General features: G+C 67.4%; 19 protein-coding genes. 8 read left to right on the forward strand and 11 right to left on the reverse strand.

Features of this window, described 5'->3' with window-relative positions:
• Positions 1 to 15: 15 nt before the first annotated feature.
• The 3 genes from MXC99_RS12385 to MXC99_RS12395 all read right to left on the reverse strand — a co-directional run bounded on the left by MXC99_RS12385 (position 16) and on the right by MXC99_RS12395 (position 2,818).
• Complete coding sequence (locus MXC99_RS12385; protein WP_247725746.1) at positions 16 to 486, reverse strand: DUF494 family protein; 471 nt, start codon at positions 484 to 486, stop codon at positions 16 to 18.
• A gap of 105 nt (positions 487 to 591) precedes the next feature.
• Complete coding sequence (dprA, locus tag MXC99_RS12390) at positions 592 to 1,764, reverse strand: DNA-processing protein DprA (protein WP_247725747.1); 1,173 nt, start codon at positions 1,762 to 1,764, stop codon at positions 592 to 594.
• A gap of 19 nt (positions 1,765 to 1,783) precedes the next feature.
• Positions 1,784 to 2,818 (reverse strand): LysM peptidoglycan-binding domain-containing protein, encoded by a 1,035-nt coding sequence (locus MXC99_RS12395; protein ID WP_247725748.1) that lies wholly within the window; start codon positions 2,816 to 2,818, stop codon positions 1,784 to 1,786.
• A gap of 208 nt (positions 2,819 to 3,026) precedes the next feature.
• Between MXC99_RS12395 and def the strand changes: the two genes are divergently transcribed.
• The 4 genes from def (at position 3,027) to tpx (ending at position 6,106) form a co-directional block, all read left to right on the forward strand.
• A complete protein-coding gene (gene def, locus MXC99_RS12400) occupies positions 3,027 to 3,530 on the forward strand; it encodes a peptide deformylase (protein WP_247725749.1) in 504 nt (167 codons plus the stop codon).
• Positions 3,527 to 4,498, forward strand: a complete 972-nt coding sequence (gene fmt / locus MXC99_RS12405) for a methionyl-tRNA formyltransferase (RefSeq protein WP_247725750.1) — start codon at positions 3,527 to 3,529, stop codon at positions 4,496 to 4,498. Before def ends, fmt begins: the two co-directional genes overlap by 4 nt.
• A gap of 87 nt (positions 4,499 to 4,585) precedes the next feature.
• Entirely contained in the window at positions 4,586 to 5,425 is an 840-nt protein-coding gene (gene htpX, locus MXC99_RS12410) for a zinc metalloprotease HtpX (protein WP_247725751.1), read from the forward strand.
• Between the two features lie 180 nt (positions 5,426 to 5,605).
• A complete protein-coding gene (gene tpx, locus MXC99_RS12415; RefSeq protein ID WP_247725752.1) occupies positions 5,606 to 6,106 on the forward strand; it encodes a thiol peroxidase in 501 nt (166 codons plus the stop codon).
• Positions 6,107 to 6,254: 148 nt separating this feature from the next.
• On the opposite strand, the gene MXC99_RS12420 is transcribed toward tpx, so the two are convergent.
• From MXC99_RS12420 to earP, 7 genes are all read right to left on the reverse strand, one after another.
• On the reverse strand, positions 6,255 to 8,141 hold the full coding sequence (locus MXC99_RS12420) for a hypothetical protein (protein ID WP_247725753.1): 1,887 nt from the start codon (positions 8,139 to 8,141) through the stop codon (positions 6,255 to 6,257).
• 72 nt (positions 8,142 to 8,213) lie between these two features.
• The gene (locus MXC99_RS12425; RefSeq protein WP_247725754.1) at positions 8,214 to 8,513 is read right to left on the reverse strand and encodes a PilZ domain-containing protein; all 300 of its coding nucleotides are present in this window, start codon (positions 8,511 to 8,513) and stop codon (positions 8,214 to 8,216) included.
• A gap of 294 nt (positions 8,514 to 8,807) precedes the next feature.
• On the reverse strand, positions 8,808 to 9,542 hold the full coding sequence (locus MXC99_RS12430) for a response regulator (protein WP_247725755.1): 735 nt from the start codon (positions 9,540 to 9,542) through the stop codon (positions 8,808 to 8,810).
• Positions 9,543 to 9,732: 190 nt separating this feature from the next.
• A complete protein-coding gene (locus MXC99_RS12435) occupies positions 9,733 to 11,655 on the reverse strand; it encodes a B12-binding domain-containing radical SAM protein (RefSeq protein ID WP_247725756.1) in 1,923 nt (640 codons plus the stop codon).
• 94 nt (positions 11,656 to 11,749) lie between these two features.
• On the reverse strand, positions 11,750 to 12,208 hold the full coding sequence (locus MXC99_RS12440) for a hypothetical protein (protein ID WP_247725757.1): 459 nt from the start codon (positions 12,206 to 12,208) through the stop codon (positions 11,750 to 11,752).
• A 131-nt stretch (positions 12,209 to 12,339) separates the two neighbouring features.
• Positions 12,340 to 12,897, reverse strand: coding sequence for an elongation factor P (gene efp, locus MXC99_RS12445; protein WP_075146635.1), 558 nt, complete (start codon positions 12,895 to 12,897; stop codon positions 12,340 to 12,342).
• A gap of 66 nt (positions 12,898 to 12,963) precedes the next feature.
• Positions 12,964 to 14,148, reverse strand: a complete 1,185-nt coding sequence (gene earP / locus MXC99_RS12450; RefSeq protein ID WP_348772098.1) for an elongation factor P maturation arginine rhamnosyltransferase EarP — start codon at positions 14,146 to 14,148, stop codon at positions 12,964 to 12,966.
• A 403-nt stretch (positions 14,149 to 14,551) separates the two neighbouring features.
• Here earP and MXC99_RS12455 point away from each other — a divergent pair, with 403 nt between their 5' ends.
• Positions 14,552 to 15,532 (forward strand): hypothetical protein, encoded by a 981-nt coding sequence (locus MXC99_RS12455; protein WP_247725758.1) that lies wholly within the window; start codon positions 14,552 to 14,554, stop codon positions 15,530 to 15,532.
• Between the two features lie 9 nt (positions 15,533 to 15,541).
• Here the strand turns inward: MXC99_RS12455 and MXC99_RS12460 are convergent, their stop codons facing one another.
• Positions 15,542 to 16,288, reverse strand: coding sequence for a 16S rRNA pseudouridine(516) synthase (locus tag MXC99_RS12460; protein ID WP_247725759.1), 747 nt, complete (start codon positions 16,286 to 16,288; stop codon positions 15,542 to 15,544).
• 142 nt (positions 16,289 to 16,430) lie between these two features.
• Between MXC99_RS12460 and MXC99_RS12465 the strand changes: the two genes are divergently transcribed.
• The 3 genes from MXC99_RS12465 to MXC99_RS12475 all read left to right on the forward strand — a co-directional run bounded on the left by MXC99_RS12465 (position 16,431) and on the right by MXC99_RS12475 (position 18,798).
• Positions 16,431 to 16,898, forward strand: coding sequence for an SRPBCC family protein (locus MXC99_RS12465; protein WP_247725760.1), 468 nt, complete (start codon positions 16,431 to 16,433; stop codon positions 16,896 to 16,898).
• Between the two features lie 113 nt (positions 16,899 to 17,011).
• Positions 17,012 to 17,980 (forward strand): recombination-associated protein RdgC, encoded by a 969-nt coding sequence (locus MXC99_RS12470; RefSeq protein WP_247725761.1) that lies wholly within the window; start codon positions 17,012 to 17,014, stop codon positions 17,978 to 17,980.
• 362 nt (positions 17,981 to 18,342) lie between these two features.
• Positions 18,343 to 18,798: an NfeD family protein gene (locus tag MXC99_RS12475; protein WP_247725762.1), complete on the forward strand. Its 456-nt coding sequence runs from the start codon at positions 18,343 to 18,345 to the stop codon at positions 18,796 to 18,798.
• The last annotated feature ends 4 nt before the right edge of the window (positions 18,799 to 18,802 follow it).

Below are 18,802 nucleotides of genomic sequence, written 5' to 3' on the forward strand. Positions count from 1 at the left end.
GCTCGGGAGATGCGCTCAATGCACGACCGGTTCGTAGTCCCAGTCGTCTTCCTCGGTCAGCAGTTCGTCCACCATCAGGGTGTCGATCGGTTCTTCCTGCTGCCACAGCACCATCAGCACGATCACTTTCAGGCGATTCAGCGTGATGGTGAAGTCGTGCAAGGCCATCGCCCGTTCGATGATCAGTTCGCGGTGAGCGGCACCGAGCACGCCGGCGCTTTCCAGCAAGCTGAGGAAGCCGCGGCAGGGGGCATCGAGCTGGGTCTGTTCCGCTTCGGTGTAGATACGCACCGAGCCGGCGCTCGGTGCACACCCCGGATGGATCTCGCGCGCCACCCGGCGCAGGCCGGCGAGCCACTCCAGCGCTTCCGAGATTTCTTCCTGCTCGAAGCCGGCCGCCGACAGCTTGCGCGCCAACAGCTCGGATTCGGGGCAAGCGTCGGCGTGGATGTAGCTTTCGAACAGGTATACAAGGATGTCGAACAAAACGGCCTCTTCTGGATTCGGCGGTGCGGGACGCATGCGGCAAACGCGCCTGCCGACCACTTCGGCCGTGGCGCAGGCGGTGTTTCGGGACGGGTGGCACCCGCTTCAGGTGCGTTGCAGGCGGCTGCCGGGCAGGCGGACGAGGCGCCCGTCCAGCTCCAACGGCAGCAGGATGGCGTAGAGGGCATCGACCGTCAAGCCGCAGCGCTGGGCAAGGGTGTCGATGTCCACCGGGTCGTGGCCGAGGATCTGGAGCACCCGTGCAGTGTCGGCGTCGAGGGCGAGCGCGGCCTGCGCCGGAGCGGCGGGGGACGATTCCGGGGCACCGGCGCCGGAGGCGCGGCGTCCGCGGTGGCGTGGGGGAGCAGGGAAGGGCGGGGAGGCCCAGCCGAGTCGGCCGCGCAGCTCCTCGACCACATCCTCGGCGGTTTCCACCAGCTTGGCGCCCTCGCGGATCAGACGATGGCAGCCGCGCGCCAGCGGCGAGTGGATCGAGCCGGGAATGGCGAACACTTCGCGCCCGCTTTCGGTCGCCAGGCGGGCGGTGATCAGCGAACCGCTGTTGACCGCCGCTTCCACCACCAGTACGCCGTGGGCGAGTCCGGCGATCAGGCGATTGCGGCGCGGGAAGTTGTGCGGCAGGGGCGGCGTGCCGAGCGGCAGCTCGCTGACGACCACGCCGGCGGCCGCGATCTCGCGCGCCAGCGCGGCATTCTTTGCCGGATAGATGCGGTCGATGCCGGTCCCGATCACCGCCACCGTGCCCCCGCCTTCCGCGCCGGCGGCGAGCGCGCCGCGGTGGGCGGCGGCGTCGATGCCCAGCGCCAGGCCGCTGACGATGGCGAAACCCTGGGTGGCCAGGGCGCGGGCGAAGGCTTCGGCGTTGGCATCGCCCTGCACGGTCGACGAGCGCGCGCCGACGAGGGCGAGCGCCGGGCGCTGCAGTAACTCCGGGCGGCCCTTCAGGTACAGCAGAGGCGGCGGGTCGGCGATGTCGAGCAGGCTGCGCGGATAGGCTTCGTCGGCCAGGGTCAGGAGGTGGTTGCCGCTTTCGGCAGCCCAGGCCAGGCCTTGTTCGATGCGCTCTTGCGGTGGCGGGGCGAGCACGGCCGCCGCCGCCTCGCTGCCGACGACCGCGGCGAGCGCGCCGCGGCTGGCGGCGAAGATGTGCTGCGGCAGGCCGAAAGCGGCAAGCAGGCTGCGCTGGTGGGCGGCGCCCAGGCCGGGCACCGCGCTCAGGCGCAGCCAGTGGGCGAGATCGTCGGCGTCGGTTGCCACGCTGCGGTGCCGGGGGCGCTCAGGGTCTGCGCACGGCGTCGGCGAGGGTCACATGGCCGTCGGCGTCCATCACCAGGGCGTAGGCGACGCGCTCGAAGACGCGGAACACGAACGCCGTGCCGTAGCGCTTTTCCGGCAGCTGGAAGCTTTCCTTGCCGTCCTCGCCGTTGAATTCGGCGCTGCCGCGGTTGCGGAACAGCGCCAGCACATGGCCGCGCTCGATGCCGTCGCGCTCGCCGAGGTTGAGGGCGACGACGTTGAGGCGGCCGGTTTCGCTGACGCCGCGATGGATCGAGATGATCCGGCCTTCGAGCGCCTGCGCCGGCGCGTGCGGGACGTAGGAGAACACCGCCGGGCGCTCACTCGGCAGCATCAGGTCGCCGACGCCGATTTCCTCGACCGCGGAGACGATTTCGAGCGTTGCCGGAGTGCCGCGTTCAGTGACGCGGGCGGTGCCGAGGTAGGCCGCCTCCCAGGCGAGGGTCTCGCGCGTCAGCGGGTCTTCGAGGGGCCGCGCGGGGCGGTAGATGTGCCAGACGTCGGCGCTGTCGCCGACGTCCTTGGCGAAGACGGTGTCGCCCGAGCCGGTCAGCACCCGGCTGGTCTCGGTGGCGACGATCGTCGCCGAGCCTTCCAGGCGCGGCCCATCGACCACCAGCGGGCGGCTGAGGAAAGGTTCGATGATCTGCAACGGAATGCTCGGCACCGCGGTGTCGAGGGCTTCACTGTAGATCTGCGGCTGCAGCCGGACCTCGCGGGAGCCGTCGATGCGGCGGCCGATCGACAGCCAGGGGCCGCTGCGATCGAGCAGGATCACCTGCCCCGGGTAGATCAGGTGGGGGTTGCGGATCTGGTCGCGGTTCAGGCGCCAGACTTCGGGCCAGCGCCAGGGCTGCTGCAGGAAGCGGCCGGAGATGCCCCACAAGGTGTCGCCCGCGACCACGGTGTAGCTGTCGGGGGCGTTATCAACGAGGCGCACGCCGGACTGGGCCTGGGCGGCGATGCTGAACAGGGTCGCGATGCCGAGCAGCAGAGGGAATATAATTCGGATCATCGATCGCTTCCGGTAGAAGGGGGGTGTGCCGGAACCGTTCCGGAACGCCGCCCGCCCGTCGGGGTCGAAACGGCAGCGCGGTGCAGGCTTGGTCGCGCACGTGCCGCGCCCACGTACCACGTACTTCCCGCCCCGTTCTCATTACATGTGCATGCATGCGGGAGCGCTGGAAATTCTGCACGCAAAGATTCAACCCGGCAAGGCATTCATGGCTCTCCTACCTATTCTCCGCTACCCCGATCCCCGCCTGCACACCGTCGCCAAACCGGTGGCGCGGATCGACGACGACCTCCGCCGGCTCATCGAGGACATGGCCGAAACGATGTACGAAGCGCCCGGCGTCGGCCTCGCCGCGACCCAGGTCAACGTGCATCGGCGCGTCGTCGTCATCGACGTCTCCGAAGACAAGAGCAGCCTGATGGCGCTGATCAACCCCGAGATCCTCGAGCGCGCCGGCGAGCAGGTGTGTGAGGAAGGCTGCCTGTCGGTGCCCGGCGTCTACGAGAAGGTCAAGCGCGCCGAGCGGGTCAGGGTCCGCGCCCTGAACGAGCAGGGCGAGACGGTCGAGTTCGAGGCCGAGGGCCTGCTCGCGGTCTGCATCCAGCACGAGATCGACCACCTCGACGGCAAGGTCTTCGTCGAATACCTGTCCCAGCTCAAGCTCGGCCGCATCAAGAGCAAGCTGGCCAAGCAGGCCCGCATCACCGCATGACGGCCGCGCCCGCTTCCAATGGCGGCACGTTGCGCGTTGCCTTCGCCGGCACGCCCGAATTCGCCGCGCGCGCGCTCGATGCCATCCTCCAGGCCGGCTACGAAGTTCCGCTCGTGCTGACCCAGCCCGACCGCCCGTCCGGGCGCGGCATGAAGCTCACCCCGAGCGCAGTCAAGCAACTCGCCCTCGCCCACGGCATCGCCGTCGACCAGCCGGAGAAGCTGCGCACCGCAGAGCAGCGCGCCGCGCTCGCCGCCTGTGCGCCCGACGTGCTGGTGGTGGCGGCCTACGGCCTGCTCCTGCCACCGGCGGTGCTGGCGCTGCCGCGCTTGGGCTGCATCAACATCCACGCCTCGTTGCTGCCGCGCTGGCGCGGCGCGGCACCGATCCACCGCGCGATCGAGGCTGGCGACGCCGAGACCGGCATCACCATCATGCAGATGGATGAAGGGCTGGATACCGGGGCGATGCTGCTGGTGCGCAGGACGCCGATCCTGCCCGCCGACACCACCGCCCGCCTGCACGACCGCCTCGCCGCGCTCGGCGGCGAAGCCATCGTCGATGCGCTCGGCGCGCTCGCTGCCGGCACCCTGCAGGCCACGCCGCAGCCGGACGAAGGCATCACCTACGCGGCCAAGATCGGCCGTGCCGAAGCGACGATCGACTGGACGCGGCCGGCGGCGGCGATCGAGCGTGCGGTGCGCGCCTTCGACCCCTTTCCCGGCGCCGTTTCCGTACTGCACGACAGCGCGGTGAAGTGCTGGGCGGCGCAGGTGGTCGCCGGCTGCGGCGCACCCGGCACCGTGCTCGCGGTGGACGATGGCGGCATCACCGTGGCCTGCGGCGAAGGTGCGCTCCGCCTCCTCAGCCTGCAGCGCGCGGGCAGCAAGCGCCTGCCTGCCGGGGAATTCCTGCGCGGCTTCGCGGTCTCTGTCGGCGAACGCTTCGCCGCCGCGTCCCCGGCGTGAAGCGGCGCGGCGGCGGCCGGCTCTTGATTCCGCCTCCCCCGCCTCCATTTTCATTCTCGATCAATCTCGTGCAGGAAGGATTCCGCAATGTTCGGTAACTGGATCAAGACTTCGATACTGATGGCCGGCATCGTCGCCCTGTTCGGCGCGATGGGCGCGGCCATCGGCGGCCAGCAAGGGATGCTGATCGCGCTCGTGGTCGGCGGCGCGATGAATTTCTGGGCCTACTGGTTCTCGGACAAGGCGGTGCTGAAGATGTACCACGCCCGCCCGGTCGATGCCGCCTCCTCGCCCTACCTGTACAACATGGTGCGCGAGCTCGCTCAGCGCGCCGGGCTGCCGATGCCCAAGGTGTACATCATCGACGAAGCCCAGCCCAACGCCTTCGCCACCGGACGCAACCCGGAAAACGCCGCCGTCGCCGCCACCACCGGCATCATCCGCATGCTCTCCGAGCGCGAGCTGCGCGGGGTGATGGCGCACGAACTGGCCCACGTCAGGAACCGCGACATCCTGATCTCGACGATCTCGGCGACGGTCGCCGGCGCGATCTCGATGCTCGCCAACTTCGGCATGTTCTTCGGCGGGCGCGACGGTGAGGACCGCCCCAATCCGGTGGTGTCGATCGCGATGATGATCCTCGCTCCGCTCGCCGGCATGATCATCCAGATGGCGATCAGCCGCACCCGCGAGTTCGGCGCCGACCGCGGCGGCGCGGAGATCTCCGGCGACCCCGAAGCGCTCGCCGCGGCGCTGGCCAAGATCGACGCCTACGCCCGCGGCATTCCGATGCACACTGCCGAACAGCACCCCGAGACCGCGCAGATGATGATCATGAATCCGCTCTCCGGCGGCGGCCTGCGCGGCCTGTTCTCGACCCACCCGTCCACCCAGGAACGCATCGCCCGCCTGCGCGCGATGCGCTGAAGCGGCGGTCCCCGCGTTCCCCCGCCGCTGCCCGGCCGGCGGCGGGGGAACGCCGCGCCCGCGGCACGCATGCCCGATTTTTCACCTTCCCGCCCTGGCCGGATCGTGTACGCTTTGCCTTTCGCCGACCCGCAACGGACAAGCGCGGCGGCTTTCTTCAATCACCCGGAGGACAGACTCATGAGTACAGTGACCCTTGGCGGCAACCCGATCGACGTGGCGGGCCGTTTTCCCCACGCCGGCGATACCGCGCCCGCCTTCAAGCTGACCGGCGCCGATCTCGCCGACATCGGCCTCGACGCCTTCCCCGGCAAGCGCAAGGTGCTCAACATCGTGCCCAGCCTCGACACCCCGGTGTGCGCAACCTCGACGCGCAAGTTCAACGCCGAAGCCGGCAAGCTCGCCGACACCGTGGTCCTGGTCGTTTCCGCCGACCTGCCTTTCGCCGCGAAGCGCTTCTGCGAGACCGAAGGCCTCAACAACGTGCACACCCTGTCGACCTTCCGCAACCCGGGCTTTGCCCAGGCCTACGGCGTGGCGATCACTTCCGGCCCGCTTGCCGGCGTCACCGCGCGCGCCGTGGTGGTGGTCGATGCCAATGACAAGGTCGTGCATGCCCAGCTCGTGCCCGAGATCAAGGAAGAGCCGGATTACGCCGCGGCGCTGGCGGCGCTGAAGTAAGGACACAGGATGCCGCTCACCGCCTGGCCGGTGAGCGGAGCGAGGGCGCCCCGGAGCACATCGCCCGGGGCGCCCTCGTTTTTCCGCAAGGAGAAGAAGTCAGCGAAAACCCCCTGGGGCGGCCAGGGGGCAAAGAGCCGGGCGGGAATCAGAGGATAAAGCTGCCTTCAGCCAGATCGTCCGCCACGCCGGTCACGATGATTTCCATTTCGCTGTCACCGCCGCCGTCGAGGTCGATTTCGAGGGTGTTTTCGTCCGCGTAGCGAACCTCGTTGCCATCGCCCGAGAACGCGTCGCCGCCGATCCAGGTCAGCGTGGTGTCGCTGAGGCCCGATAGATCGAGGGTGTCTTCCGCGACGTCGAAGTCATTGATGGTGTCGGTGGAGATCGTGCCGTCAGACTGGGCGGCGGCGGTATAGACAACGACGTCGGCACCGTCACCGAGGGTGTAGGTGTCGCTGCCGAGGGTGGCGTGGATCTCCGAGCCGCCGTCCCCCATCAGCATGGTGTCGTCGTCGTTGGAGCCGGAAATGCTCAGGTGCCCGGTGAAAGCGGTGGCATCGACATTAACGCTACTGGAAAAGCCGGTGCCATCGGCGCCGTCCGCGCCGTCCGCACCTGCAGTCCCATCATTACCGGCGGTGCCGTCCGCGCCGTCCGCCGGGCTGCTGCCGTCGGTGCCGTCCGCGCCGTCCGCGCCGTCCGTGCCGCTTGCCACCTTGGTGCCGCCATCGCCACCGTCGCCCCCGATACCGCCATCGCCGCTGATGCCGCCGCTGCCTGCGGCACCGCCCGTGCCCGCCGCTCCGCCGTCGCCGCCCGTGCCGCCAGCACCGCCGAGGATGCTGACATCGTAGCTTCCGATGATGAACACTTCGGTCACGGCGCCGTTATCGACCGCCACCCCGCCATCGCCGCCATCACCGCCGGCACCGCCGTCGCCACCGTTGCCACCGTCGCCGGCCGTACCGCCCGTGCCACCGTCACCGCCGGCACCACCGGCTCCGCCGTCCGCGCCGTTCTGGTAAGTCGTGCCGCCGGAATTGATGCCGTCGCCACCGTCCCCGCCATCGCCACCATCGCCACCGGCGGTGCCGTCGCCGCCGTCACCGCCGGCGCCGCCATTGCCGCCGGCCCCGCCATCACCGCCGTCCCCTCCGGCCCCGCCCTGGATCAGGATTGCTCCGGTGGTGGCGTCGATCAGGATGGCGGATGCATCCTGATCGACACTGAGCGCGGCGCCTCCCGCGGTGCCGCCACCTCCCGCATCTCCGCTGGTGCCATCGTTGCCGCTGGTGCCGTCACCACCGTTGCTTCCATCGCTCCCATCGGTGCCGGGAATGCCGGCGGTCGCGGCAACAGGATTGCTGTTGCCCGGTCCTTGGACATACGCATTGCTGCCATCATTACCGTCCGGGCCATCGACTACGGGGGCGGTCGCATCCGCACCGTCAGCGCCCCCGGTGCCGGCGTCACCGGCCGCCCCATCCTCGCCGGGTACGCCATCGTCTCCGGCAGCCGATGCTGCGACCACGAACGGGTTGTCCCCCCACGGGTCGCCGCCTTCGTCGACCACCGCTTCCTTGTCCACCCACTTGATACTGTCGCCGCCATTGACGCTGGTGGCGCGAACGCCGAGCGTGCCGTAGGTTTCCGGATCGAACGCGTCGAGGCCGAAGTCGGCCAGTGAGAACGTCGCCGTTTCGCCCGCGCTGATGAAGCTCGATTTGGTTTCCCCTGCCGCGCCGAGTCCGGTGCCGGACAGCTTGGCGTAGTCGTCCCAGACGATTTTTTCGCTCGTCGCGTTGCCGTCATCGTCCCACACCGTGTTGGCGCCGTTCATGTTGAGGCTGTTGTCCGACTTGACCAGGGTGTAGCCCTCGGAGCTCGCATCGCCGTTCGAGAACCACAAGGCGTTGAGGTCGAAGGACCCCGCCAGGCTGCTTACGGTGAAGGTTTCCGCTTCCGTGTCATACACGACGGTGAATTCCAGTCCGGCACTCTCGGCCCCGAATGTCCAGGTGTAGGTACTCATGATCGACGCTTCCTCTGATTGACTGGATCGACCGGGCCGCCTCCTGGCCGCCCGCGCTTTCAGACCAACGTTCTACAGGGCCGCCGAAAGATATGAATCTGTCATTCTCACCGCGACGCCCGTGCGGCTGCTCCGCCGCTCCCTTCGCACCACTTCTCCGCTGCATTGCATGCACAAAGACCCCAGCGTGGTTTCCAGCTCGAGTTCGAAGCAGATTTCGTTGTCCATCTCAGTGTCGCCCTCGAGTTCGAAGTAGACGCCACCGGCGCTGACATCGCGCGTGATCCCCTCGAGTGCGGCGATGTGCACCGGCATTCTCGCCTGTACCCGTGGATGGGCGCGCTTGCAGAAGGGGGCGGATTTCTGCTTCATGATGGGAAATTGTGGCGAGTTGAGCGGAGGCGGGCATCGGCCAATGCTCCCGCTTCGTGACGGAGGGATCTCCTGAAATTTTCGGGAGGTTTACGGCGACAGCTCCCGATCGGGGCAGGAGTTTCCTCCTATGGCGTCCACCGGTGGCGCTCGTTCGGGAGCAGGCGTTCAGCCGGCGAAGGGCTGGCAGGCGGGCCGGAGTGGAATAAAGCGAGCGTGAAGCAGGCCGCGCTGTGACGATGACGCACGGAGCGGGCACAGCAAAGTGGGGGAAGGTTGTGCCGTGCGAGTCCCTTAGCCGGGAATCGTGATGTTCAGGCGGGCGCTTTGGGGATGCCGTTCGGCGCCGTGCAGCGGGCCGAGGCGTTCGCTCAGCCTGTTGTGAAAAGCGAAGGCAAGCAGGCCGCTGCGGTTGGAGACGCCGAACTTGCCGTAGATCGAGGTGAGGTGGTTGCGCAGCGTGCTTTCGCTGATGTTGAGGCGGCGGGCGAGGGCTTTGCCGGCATCATCGCTGTGGCGCAGCAGGCAGATCACGATGTCCTGTTCACGCTCGGTGAGCTGGGCGAGGCGGGCGGCGACGGGGTCGTCGTGGGCGCCGCTGCTGTGGCGTGAGAACTCGACGAAGATGCGCCCGGTAGCGGCGCGGTCGAGCCAGATCTGGCCGGCGACGACCTTGTCCAGCGCCGCGAGAAACAGTTCGGGTGCGGTAGTGGCGTCGATCACGCCGCGCGCGCCGGCGATCACCGCCTGGTCCTGGAGGGCACTGTCGGCAAGGCGGGTGAGGAGCAGTACCGGGACCTGGGGCGCGGCGGCGTGCAGCGCGCCGACGGTGGCGATGGTCCGAGCAGGAGCGGTGTCGAGATCGAGCAGGACGAGGTCGGCGCGCGCGGCGAGCACGGCCTCGACAGCGCCATCGAGGGTGTCGGCACGGCCGGCGCGGGCGAAGCGCGGTGCGTGCTGGTCGAGCAGGGTTTCGATGCCATGCACCAGCAGGCGGAAGTCGCTGATCAGGAAAACACGGATCGGCATGGACGTGTGCCTCGGGACGAATATTGTCGAGCGCCGTTCGGAGGCGAGGGCGGATGCTCTCGTTATTGCAGACGGCGGCGGCAGCCACCAGCCGCAGCCACGGGCGAGTGTGACAAAGTACCGCTTCGTCGTCCAATCGCACGGTCGGCTTGTTGCCGTTGCGGATGCCACCGCCGGCGGTGGCGCCGGTTCACAACTCCCCCACCTGCAGCGCCTGGGCGATGAACCGGCGCCCCACCCGCGGCCGCGGCACGCGCTCGTCGAACCACTGGCGCACGTCGGCCTCCAGGCCGATGCCGTGCATGTAATTGTAGAGTGCCTTGTTGAGCGCCTTGCCGAGGCGGTCGTGGTCGACGCCGGTGGGGTCGATGAAGGCGATGTCGTTGTTCGCGAACGTGACCTTCGGCAGCGGCACCAGGGTGACACCGAATTCCTCCGGATTCTTGCCCACCGGCGAATGCACGGTGCACGCGAAGCGGTGGAAGAAGCCCGACTGGATGCAGCCGGCGGCGAACAGCTGGCGCACGTATTCGAGCGCATCCACGGTGTCGTGCACGGTCTGGGTCGGGAAGCCGTACATCAGGTAGGCATGGACCAGCACGCCGGCTTCGCTGAAGGCGTGGGTGACGCGCGCCACCTGCTCCACCGAGACACCCTTCTTCATCAGCTTCAGCAGGCGGTCGGAGGCCACTTCCAGCCCGCCCGAGACCGCGATGCAGCCGCTGTCGGCGAGCAGGCGGCACAGTTCGGGCGTGAAGGACTTCTCGAAGCGGATGTTGCCCCACCACGAGATCGCCACCCCGCGCCGCAGCAGCTCCTCGGCCAGCGCACGCAGGGCTTTCGGCGGCGCCGCCTCGTCGACGAAGTGAAAGCCGCTCTGCCCGGTCTCGGCGATGATCGCCTCGATGCGATCGACCAGCACGCTGGCGGCGGCGCCGTCGTAGCGGCCGATGTAGTCGAGGCTGGTGTCGCAGAAGCTGCACTTCTTCCAGTAGCAGCCGTGGGCCACGGTAAGCTTGTTCCAGCGCCCGTCCGACCACAGCCGGTGCATCGGGTTGAGCATGTCGAGCACCGACAGGTAGCGCTCGAGCGGCAGGCCGTCCCAGGTCGGGGTGCCGATCTCGGCGAAGGGCACGTCGGGCTCGGCACAGTCGAGATAGCGCACCGCGCCGTCGGCATCGCGCACGAACGTGCGCACCAGGCGCGCGCGCTCGCGTTTGCCCTGCAGGTGTTCGAGCAGGGCGAGCAGCGGGCGCTCGCCATCGTCCAGAGTGACGTAGTCGAAGTCGTCGAACACGCGCGGCTCGGCCAGTTCGCGCAGCTCGGTGTTGACGAAGCCGCCGCCGAGCACGGTGACGACTGCGGGGTGGCGCGCCTTGATTGCCCGGGCGATGCGAAAGGCGCCGTACACCGAACCGGGAAAGGGGGTGGACACCAGCACCACCTGCGGTGCGTGGCGGGAAACGGCTTCGAGGGCGAGCTCGTTCAGATACGCGTCGACCAGGGTGGGCGGCGCGGCCAGCGCGGCGGCGAGCGGTTCGAAAGTGGGCTGGCTCATCGCCAGCGACTCGGCGTAGCGGACGAACTCGAAGCGCGCATCGACCGCCTCGCGCAGCAGGTCGGCAAGTTCGTTGAGGTACAACGTGGCGAGGTGGCGGGCGCGGTCGGCGAGACCGAGCGCGCCGAAGGCCCAGGCCAGCGGATCGCCGCCGTCGGGATCGTCGGGGTCAAGGTAGGCGTCGAGCACATCGAAGCGCGGCCCTTCGGGCAGGAAAGTGCGGCTGGCGATGCGGTGGGCGAGAGTCGGGTCGCGCCCCTGGAGAAAGGCGATGGTCGGGCCGATGGTGTAGCGGTAACGGGCGAAATGGTCGAGAAAGCCCTGGACCAGCGGCGTGCGCCGTTTTTTCGGCAGGGCCTCGGCGCGGGCGCGAATCGCGTCCAGCCCGGCGGGCGACAGCAGGCGCAGCACCAGGGCGAGGGCGAGGTCTTCCTGCACCGCGTCGATGGCGCGCGAACGCAGGAAGCCGGTGAGATAGGCGGTGGAGGGGTAGGGCGTGTTGAGCTGCGTCATCGGCGGGATGACGGCGAGCACGCGCAGGCTGGCAGAGGGCATCGGCGGGGGGAGTGCGGAGACGGCATCCATATCCGGGAGCCGGATCGGCATCAACCCATGGATTCGAGAGGCCGCCTTTCGATCCAGGATGGCTTCAGCGCGTCGTCTCGCCCGCGGCCGGATGGTCGAGGCGGCGTTCCTCGACCGGCGCCGGCGCCGCGCCGCTCTCGGCCACGTCCGCTTTCGGGCGCACGCTTTCGATCGCGTCCTTGCCCGCTTCTTTGAGCCGCTGAGCGGCATCACGCGTGGCTTCGGCAATGCGCTGCGCTGCATGTTCGGCCGCTTCCTTGGCATCGCGCACCGCTTCTTCCTTGCCTGCCGCCTCGACTTCGTCGCGCACCTTCTGCTCGGAAGTTTCGACGATCGCCTGCGCTGCGGCGGCGCCGGCTTCACCGAGCTTCTTCGCCGCTTCACCCGCCTTGTCCAGGGCCTCACGCGCGGCGGCGGCCGCTTCGGCTGCGGATTTTTCCGCCTTTTCCGCCGGAGTGTCGGGAGCACAGGCGGCGAGCAGGATGCTGGCCGGAACGGCAAGAGCGAGAATCAGGGGCTTCATGGCAGAGCGCTCGGGGAGTGGATCGAAATCGGTGACACCGTGCGCAGAAAGACCGCGCTGGAGACGCGCAGTTCGGCACAGCCAAAAACAAAAGGGCCGCGCGGGCCCTTTTGGCGATGGAACGGCGGCACTTACTTGACGCGGTTCTTGTACTCGTCGGTGCGGGTGTCGATTTCGATCTTGTCACCGATTTCGACGAAGGCCGGCACCGGCAGCTCGAAACCGGTCGAGATCCTGGCCGGCTTCAAGACCTTGCCCGAAGTGTCGCCCTTGACCGCGGGTTCGGTATAGACGACTTCGCGCACCACGCTGTTGGGCAGTTCGACCGAGATCGCCTTGCCGTTGTAGAACACCACTTCGCACTGCAGGCCGTCTTCGAGGTACTTGAGCGCATCGGTCATGTTGTCGGCTTCGACTTCGTACTGCTCGTAGTCGGCGTCCATGAACACGTACATCGGGTCGGCGAAGTAGGAGTAGGTGACTTCCTTGCGCTCGAGGACGACGACTTCGAACTTGTCGTCGGCCTTGTACACCGACTCGGACGGCGCGCCGGTGAGCAGGTTCTTGAGCTTCATCTTGACGACCGCGGAGTTGCGGCCGGATTTGTTGTATTCGGCCTTCTGCACCACCAGCGGGTCGCTGCCGACCATGATGACGTTGCCCGAGCGGAGTTCCTGAGCGGTTTTCATGCTGTTTCCTGAGATGAGCGGCGCGGCTCCGGGGCCGCACGTGCTTGAAAATTCAAGCGCGCGATTCTACCCCGTGACGGCCTCGATGTGGGAACAGAATCTGGTCAAGCGTGTAACGAGATCTTCCCCGGCCGCCAGGCGCCCGCACCAGTGGCGGGCGTGGGCATCGAGCGCCGGCAAGGCCTCGGAAAACGCCGGCCAGGCCTGCGCCAGCGCGGCAGCACTGGTGCCGAAGCCGTTCCACGCCTGCCACAGGGCGACCAGGGCCGCGGCCGGCGCGGGTGCCACGCCGGCCAGATAGCGGCCGAGGAAGGCATCGAGCTTGTCGCGATGCGCCGCCCCGGCCTGCGGGTAGATCTGCCAGACGAAGGGTTTCGCCGCCCACTGCGCACGCACGAAGGAATCCTCGCCGCGGACGAAATTCAGATCGCACGCCCACAGCAGCTCGTCGTAGCCGGCCTGGTCGGTAAATGGCAGCACCTGCACCCCCAGGCGGCCGCGCTGCAGGCGATCGCCCGCCCGCAGCGCGTCGACACCGAGCGCGCGCGCCAGGTCGCCGAGCACGCGCGACTCCGGCACCCGCAGCTCGATCGCCCGGCTCCCGCCCTGCCAGGCACCGATCAGCGCCGCCAGGCCGGGCTGCTCGTAGGCGAACAGCGACACCCACAGGCTGTCCTCCGCCACCGGCCCGCGCCCTGCCCGCCACGCCGCACGGCGGACAGGATCGGCAACGAAGGCATCGCGCCGCGCCAACAGGTCGGCTTCGCGCAGCAGTCCGCCGCTGTCCGTATCGAAGCCGGGAAAGAAAAAATGCTTCACCAGGGGCAGGCGCGGATGGGGCGAAGCCAGGCCGTGGCAGCCTGCCACCCAGTCCTCCGCCGACAGGTATTCGAGGTTGATCCACACCGGGCGCCGGGCCTGGCGCGCCATCGCCTGCAGATGCGCCTCCGGCAGCTCGCAGGCGAAGGCCTCGATGACGATTTCACCGGGCACGAGCACGGGAAAAGCTTCGCCCCAGCGGCGCAGCTCCACTCCCGCGACCACGCCCCCACGGTCGGGATCGATCGCCCGCGCCGGCGGACAGATGCGCCCGAGCACCGACCAGTCATCGACCCAGAGCCGGACCGCGCCTTCCCCGCGCAGAGCCAGATCACAGGCCAGCCGCCAGCAGACGCCGATATCCCCAAAGTTATCCACAACCTGGCAGAAGATTTCCCAACGGGGTCGGGAATTTTCGGGCAAAGACATCATTTCGGTGAGCAATCCTGGGAAAAGAGGCAGGAGAATATGTGGACAACCGGACAAATCCGCAAACCGGAAAAAAGCATGGACATTTCGCGCACACGGGACGAACCGCCTTGCCAACCTCTTGTTCCATGGTTCAAACGCTGCCACGGAAAGGGCACAGCCGACTTATCCACAGATTTTGGCCGACTGTTTACTTCTTTGTTATTTAAATAAATAGAAAAACAGAAGAACAAAACACGATGCTGCGAAGCACGCCCCAAGGCCCGCCGGAGCAAACCCGACATCATTTCGAAAGCGTAGAATGCCCGACAGAAGCTCTTCGATATGCAGGACCGGGCCGGCGCACCGCAGCGGGCAGCGGCAGCTGGATGGCAGTTGGCAATCTCAGCGCTTGGGGGACATCATCGTGACGCCACGACACGCTATTCCTTGCCTTTTCCTGCTTCTCGTCCCCACCGGATCCGCAGTCGCTCAGCTCGGCCTGTCTCCCCCGGCGACTACGACCCCCCGCGAAAATGAAGACGCGCAGGAAACCGGCCTGCTCGAGCAGACCCGGACGAAAGTGCGCGGCTTGACGGTGTGGCTGGGGGAAACGGTGAATGACTGGTTCGGCGACCGTCCCTTCGAAGACGGCGGCAAAGTGACCCACGGCCGGTTGGGGCTGCGCTTGCTCTGGCGCCAGGACGAAGGCTGGGACACCAACGTGCGCCTGCGCGCCCGCTTCGATCTGCCCAACCTGCGCGAGAAGGCCTACATCTTCCTTGGCCGCCAGAACGAGCGCGAACTGGTCACCGACCAGCCGGAAACCTTCACCCGCGAGCAGCAGCTACTGCAAGAACGGCGCAAAGAGGATCAGAGCGGCTTCATCGGGCTCGGCTACGCCTTGCGCCGGAACATCGACCTGCGTGCGGGGGTGCGCGGCGGCTACAAGGTCTATGCCCAGGCCCGCCTGCGCAAGCAGTGGGCCTTGTCGGTACAGGACCGGATCGAGTTCAGGGAAACGGTGTTCTGGACGGTCAAGGACCATTTCGGCTCGACCACGTCGTTCAACTACGAGCACGCCTTCACTCCGGCGCTGGCGTTGCACTGGCAGAACGCGGCCACGATCACCAAGGAAACCGACGGCTTCGCCTGGTCGAGCAGCCTCGGCCTGTTCAGGCAATTCGGCGATCAGCGCGTACTCTCGGGCGAGCTCGTCGCAACCGGCGAAACCGGGATGCGGGACAAGCTCAGCGAATACGGCGTGCGCGTCAAATGGCAGCAGCCGGTGTATCGGGACTGGCTGATCGGCGAATTGATCGCCGGCCATTTCTGGCCGAAGGGCGACGAAGAGCCCGAACGCGAGCAGCGCTGGGCGGTCGGGGCCAACCTCGAAATGCGCTTCTGAACCGGTGCTTCAGGCCGGATCGCGGTCGTAGTCCGCGAGTTGGCGCAGATCGGCCGCTTCCAGCCAGCGCCATTGCCCGGGAGCGAGCCCGGCATCCAGTTCCAGGCCGCCGACGCGGCTGCGGTGGAGCGCTTCGACGCGGTTGCCGGCGGCGCCGATCATGCGCTTGACCTGATGGTACTTGCCTTCGCGGATCGTCAGCCGCAAGGTCGTCGGGCTGGTGAGCACACAGGCCGTGGCGGCGATCGGTTCCGGTTCGTCGTGGAGCTGGACGCCGCCCAGCAGGGTGGCGACGAAGGCTTCGTCCACCGCATGCTTCAGCGTCACCTCATAGACCTTGGGGGTGCGCTTCTTGCCCGAGCTCCACTGGTGGATGAACTGGCCGTCGTCCGACAGCAGCAGCAGCCCGGTGGTGTCCTGGTCCAGCCTGCCGATGCACTGCACGCCGCGTTCCAGCAGCTGCGCAGGTAGCAGGGTGAACACCGAAGGGTGGAAAGTGGGCTTGTGCGAGCATTCGTAGCCCGCCGGTTTGTGCAGCACGATGTAGGCTTGGGCGCGAAAGTGCCAGACCTTGCCATCGACGCTGAATTCGAGCCCGGGCGAACCATCGCTGCTGCCGGGGTCGAATTCGGCATGGGGTGTATCGCAGACGGCGCCGGCCACGCTGACGTAGCCGCTGCGGACCAGGGCGCGGCATTCCTTGCGGCTGCCGAAGCCCTGGGCATGGAGAAGTCGTTCGAGTTGCATGGCGCGCATGTTATCCCGGCTGCGCGCCGGTGCGGGGTAAACTGCGCCCCTGCCCGTCGTCGGGGAAGCCTCATCCGCCCCGGATTCGCCGGCTTCCTCCGGCGCAGAGCGGTGCACGGCACCGTGGCCCCGGGGCGTTCCGGAGATGGATTTGAAATTCGAGCACCTGATCGAGGTCAATGACCTCGCCAATCCCCTGCAGACCCTGCTGACGCGTGAAGAGCTGTGGTTCGGCCTGCTGTGCCGGGCCGAGGACGCGCGCGCCTTCCTCCCCGGCCTCGAAGCCTGCCGCATCGTCGAACGCAGCGACACCACCATGGTGCGCAGCCTGCACTTCGGCCACGCCGTGATCCGCGACCGGGTCACGTTCGAGCCGCTGCAATGGATCCGCTTCGAGTCCGAAGCGACGCCCGAACACGCCGGCGGCAGCCTGACGATCAGTATCGAGGAGCCTGAGCAAGGCGCCCTCTTCCTGCGCTTTTGCTATCGCACGACGCTGCCCGAAGGCGGCGAGGATGGACGCTATGCCGAGTTCGTGCGCGCGGCCTACCACCAGTCCGACGTCGATACCGTGCGCGTCATCCGCATGATCGCCGAATCCGGCGGCCTGCAGCAGTAAGCCTTTTCCCCGCATGCCTGCACTGCGCCGCAGTGGGTGCAGTGCAGGCATGCGTGCGCACCGCGCACCGTTTCGTTTTCCCTTCCCCTCAGTCCAACAGGAATGACACGCCGATGTGGTTCAAGAACTTGCAGATCTACCGCCTTCCCGCAAATTGGGACATCACCCTCGAGCAGTTCGAGGCGCAACTGGCGAAGAAGCCCTTCCACCCTTGCGCCAGCCAGGACATGGAAAGCCGTGGCTGGCTGGCGCCGCTGGGCAATGAAGCGCTGGTCCATGCGGTCGGCGGCCAATGGCTGGTCGCGCTCGGCTTCGAGCACCGCCTGCTGCCGTCGGCCGTGGTCAAGCAGGAAGCCGACGAGCGTGCCGAGGAGCTGGCCGAGCAGCAGGGCTACAAACTCGGGCGCAAGCAGATGAAGGAGCTGCGCGAGCAGATCACCCAGGAGCTGCTGCCGCGCGCGTTCACCCGCCGCCGCCGCCTGTTCGCCTGGATCGACCCGGTGAATGGCTGGCTCGTGGTCGATGCCGCAAGCCAGAGCAAGGCCGAGGATCTGATCGAGCAGCTGCGCCACAGCCTCGACCGCTTCCCGCTCACCCTGCTGCGTACCGAACGTTCGCCGATGTCGGCGATGGCCGACTGGCTCGCCGGTGGCGAAGCGCCGGCCGGGTTCACCATCGACCAGGACTGCGAACTGCGCTCGATCGCCGAGGACAAGGCCGCGGTGCGCTACGTGCGCCATCCGCTGGAAGGCGACGAGGTCAAGGGCCATCTCGAAGCCGGCAAGCTGCCGACCCGGCTGGCGCTGACGTTCGACGACCGGATCAGCTTCGTGCTTACCGAAAAGCTCGAGATCAAGCGCCTGGATTTCCTCGATATCGTCCGTGACCAGCTCGGCGAGGCCGACAAGGACGACGCCGAAGCCGTGTTCAACGCCGAGTTCGCCCTGATGACCGGCGAACTGTCGCATCTGTTGCCTGCCGTGGTGGACGCTCTGGGCGGCGAGATCGGTGGCGAAGCCGTTTCCGCTTCCACTCATGATCCCGCGCCTGCACTGGCGACTGCGGACGATCCTCCTTTCTGAACGTTGGTCTGGTAGTAAAGCGGCCTGGGGACATGCCACAGGCCGTTCTGCCTGTTCTGGTTTGTTATAGGGTTTTTAAATCTTTTAAAAGACTATAAAAACAATGCACTGCCCATTTCTGTGGATAACACGTTTTTGTTTTTTGTAAACAACATTTTGTCCTCTGTACAAGAGGATGGACAGGCGTGCGGGAAAGGCGGGACGGTTTGTTGATGGAAAAAGGGTCGGGAGCGTTTTTACGACTTGTTCACAATTTCACCCTCCCCCGGGCCACAGCTTGTCCACCGGGTCGTGGCCCATCCGGCGGCAGGCGGTATGCCTTTCGGAACCACGGCAGGACAAAGCTGCGTTACAGTGCCGCCATGGAAAACACCCTGATCATCGAATGGTGGCACTGGGAGATCGCCGGCCTGGCGCTGGTGCTGCTGGAACTGGCGGTGCCGACGTTCTTCGTCCTCTGGTTCGGTTTCGGCGCAATGCTGGTCGGGCTGGTGCTGCTGGTGCAGGCCGACCTGTCGTTGACGGCGCAGATCTCGACCTGGGTCGTCGCTTCGGTGGCGATGACGGTGCTGTGGTTCCGGGTGTTCAAGCGCTCGCAGCACAAGACCCTGGTGGGTACCGCGGGTGGCGAGGTGATCGGTGAAGTGGGGCTGCTGGTGAGCGCGGTGGCGCCCTTCGAGCGCGGCCGGGTGCGCTTCCAGCGCCCGGTGCTGGGCGCCGAGGAATGGGCCTGCATGGCCGAGAGTGCGATCGCGGCCGGCGAGCGGGTGCGTGTGGTCAGCGTCGAAGGCAGCTTCGTCAAGGTGGCGAAGGCCTGAACAA

The sequence above is a fragment of the Thauera aromatica genome, from assembly GCF_023093595.1.
GTDB classification, from domain to species: domain Bacteria; phylum Pseudomonadota; class Gammaproteobacteria; order Burkholderiales; family Rhodocyclaceae; genus Thauera; species Thauera aromatica_A.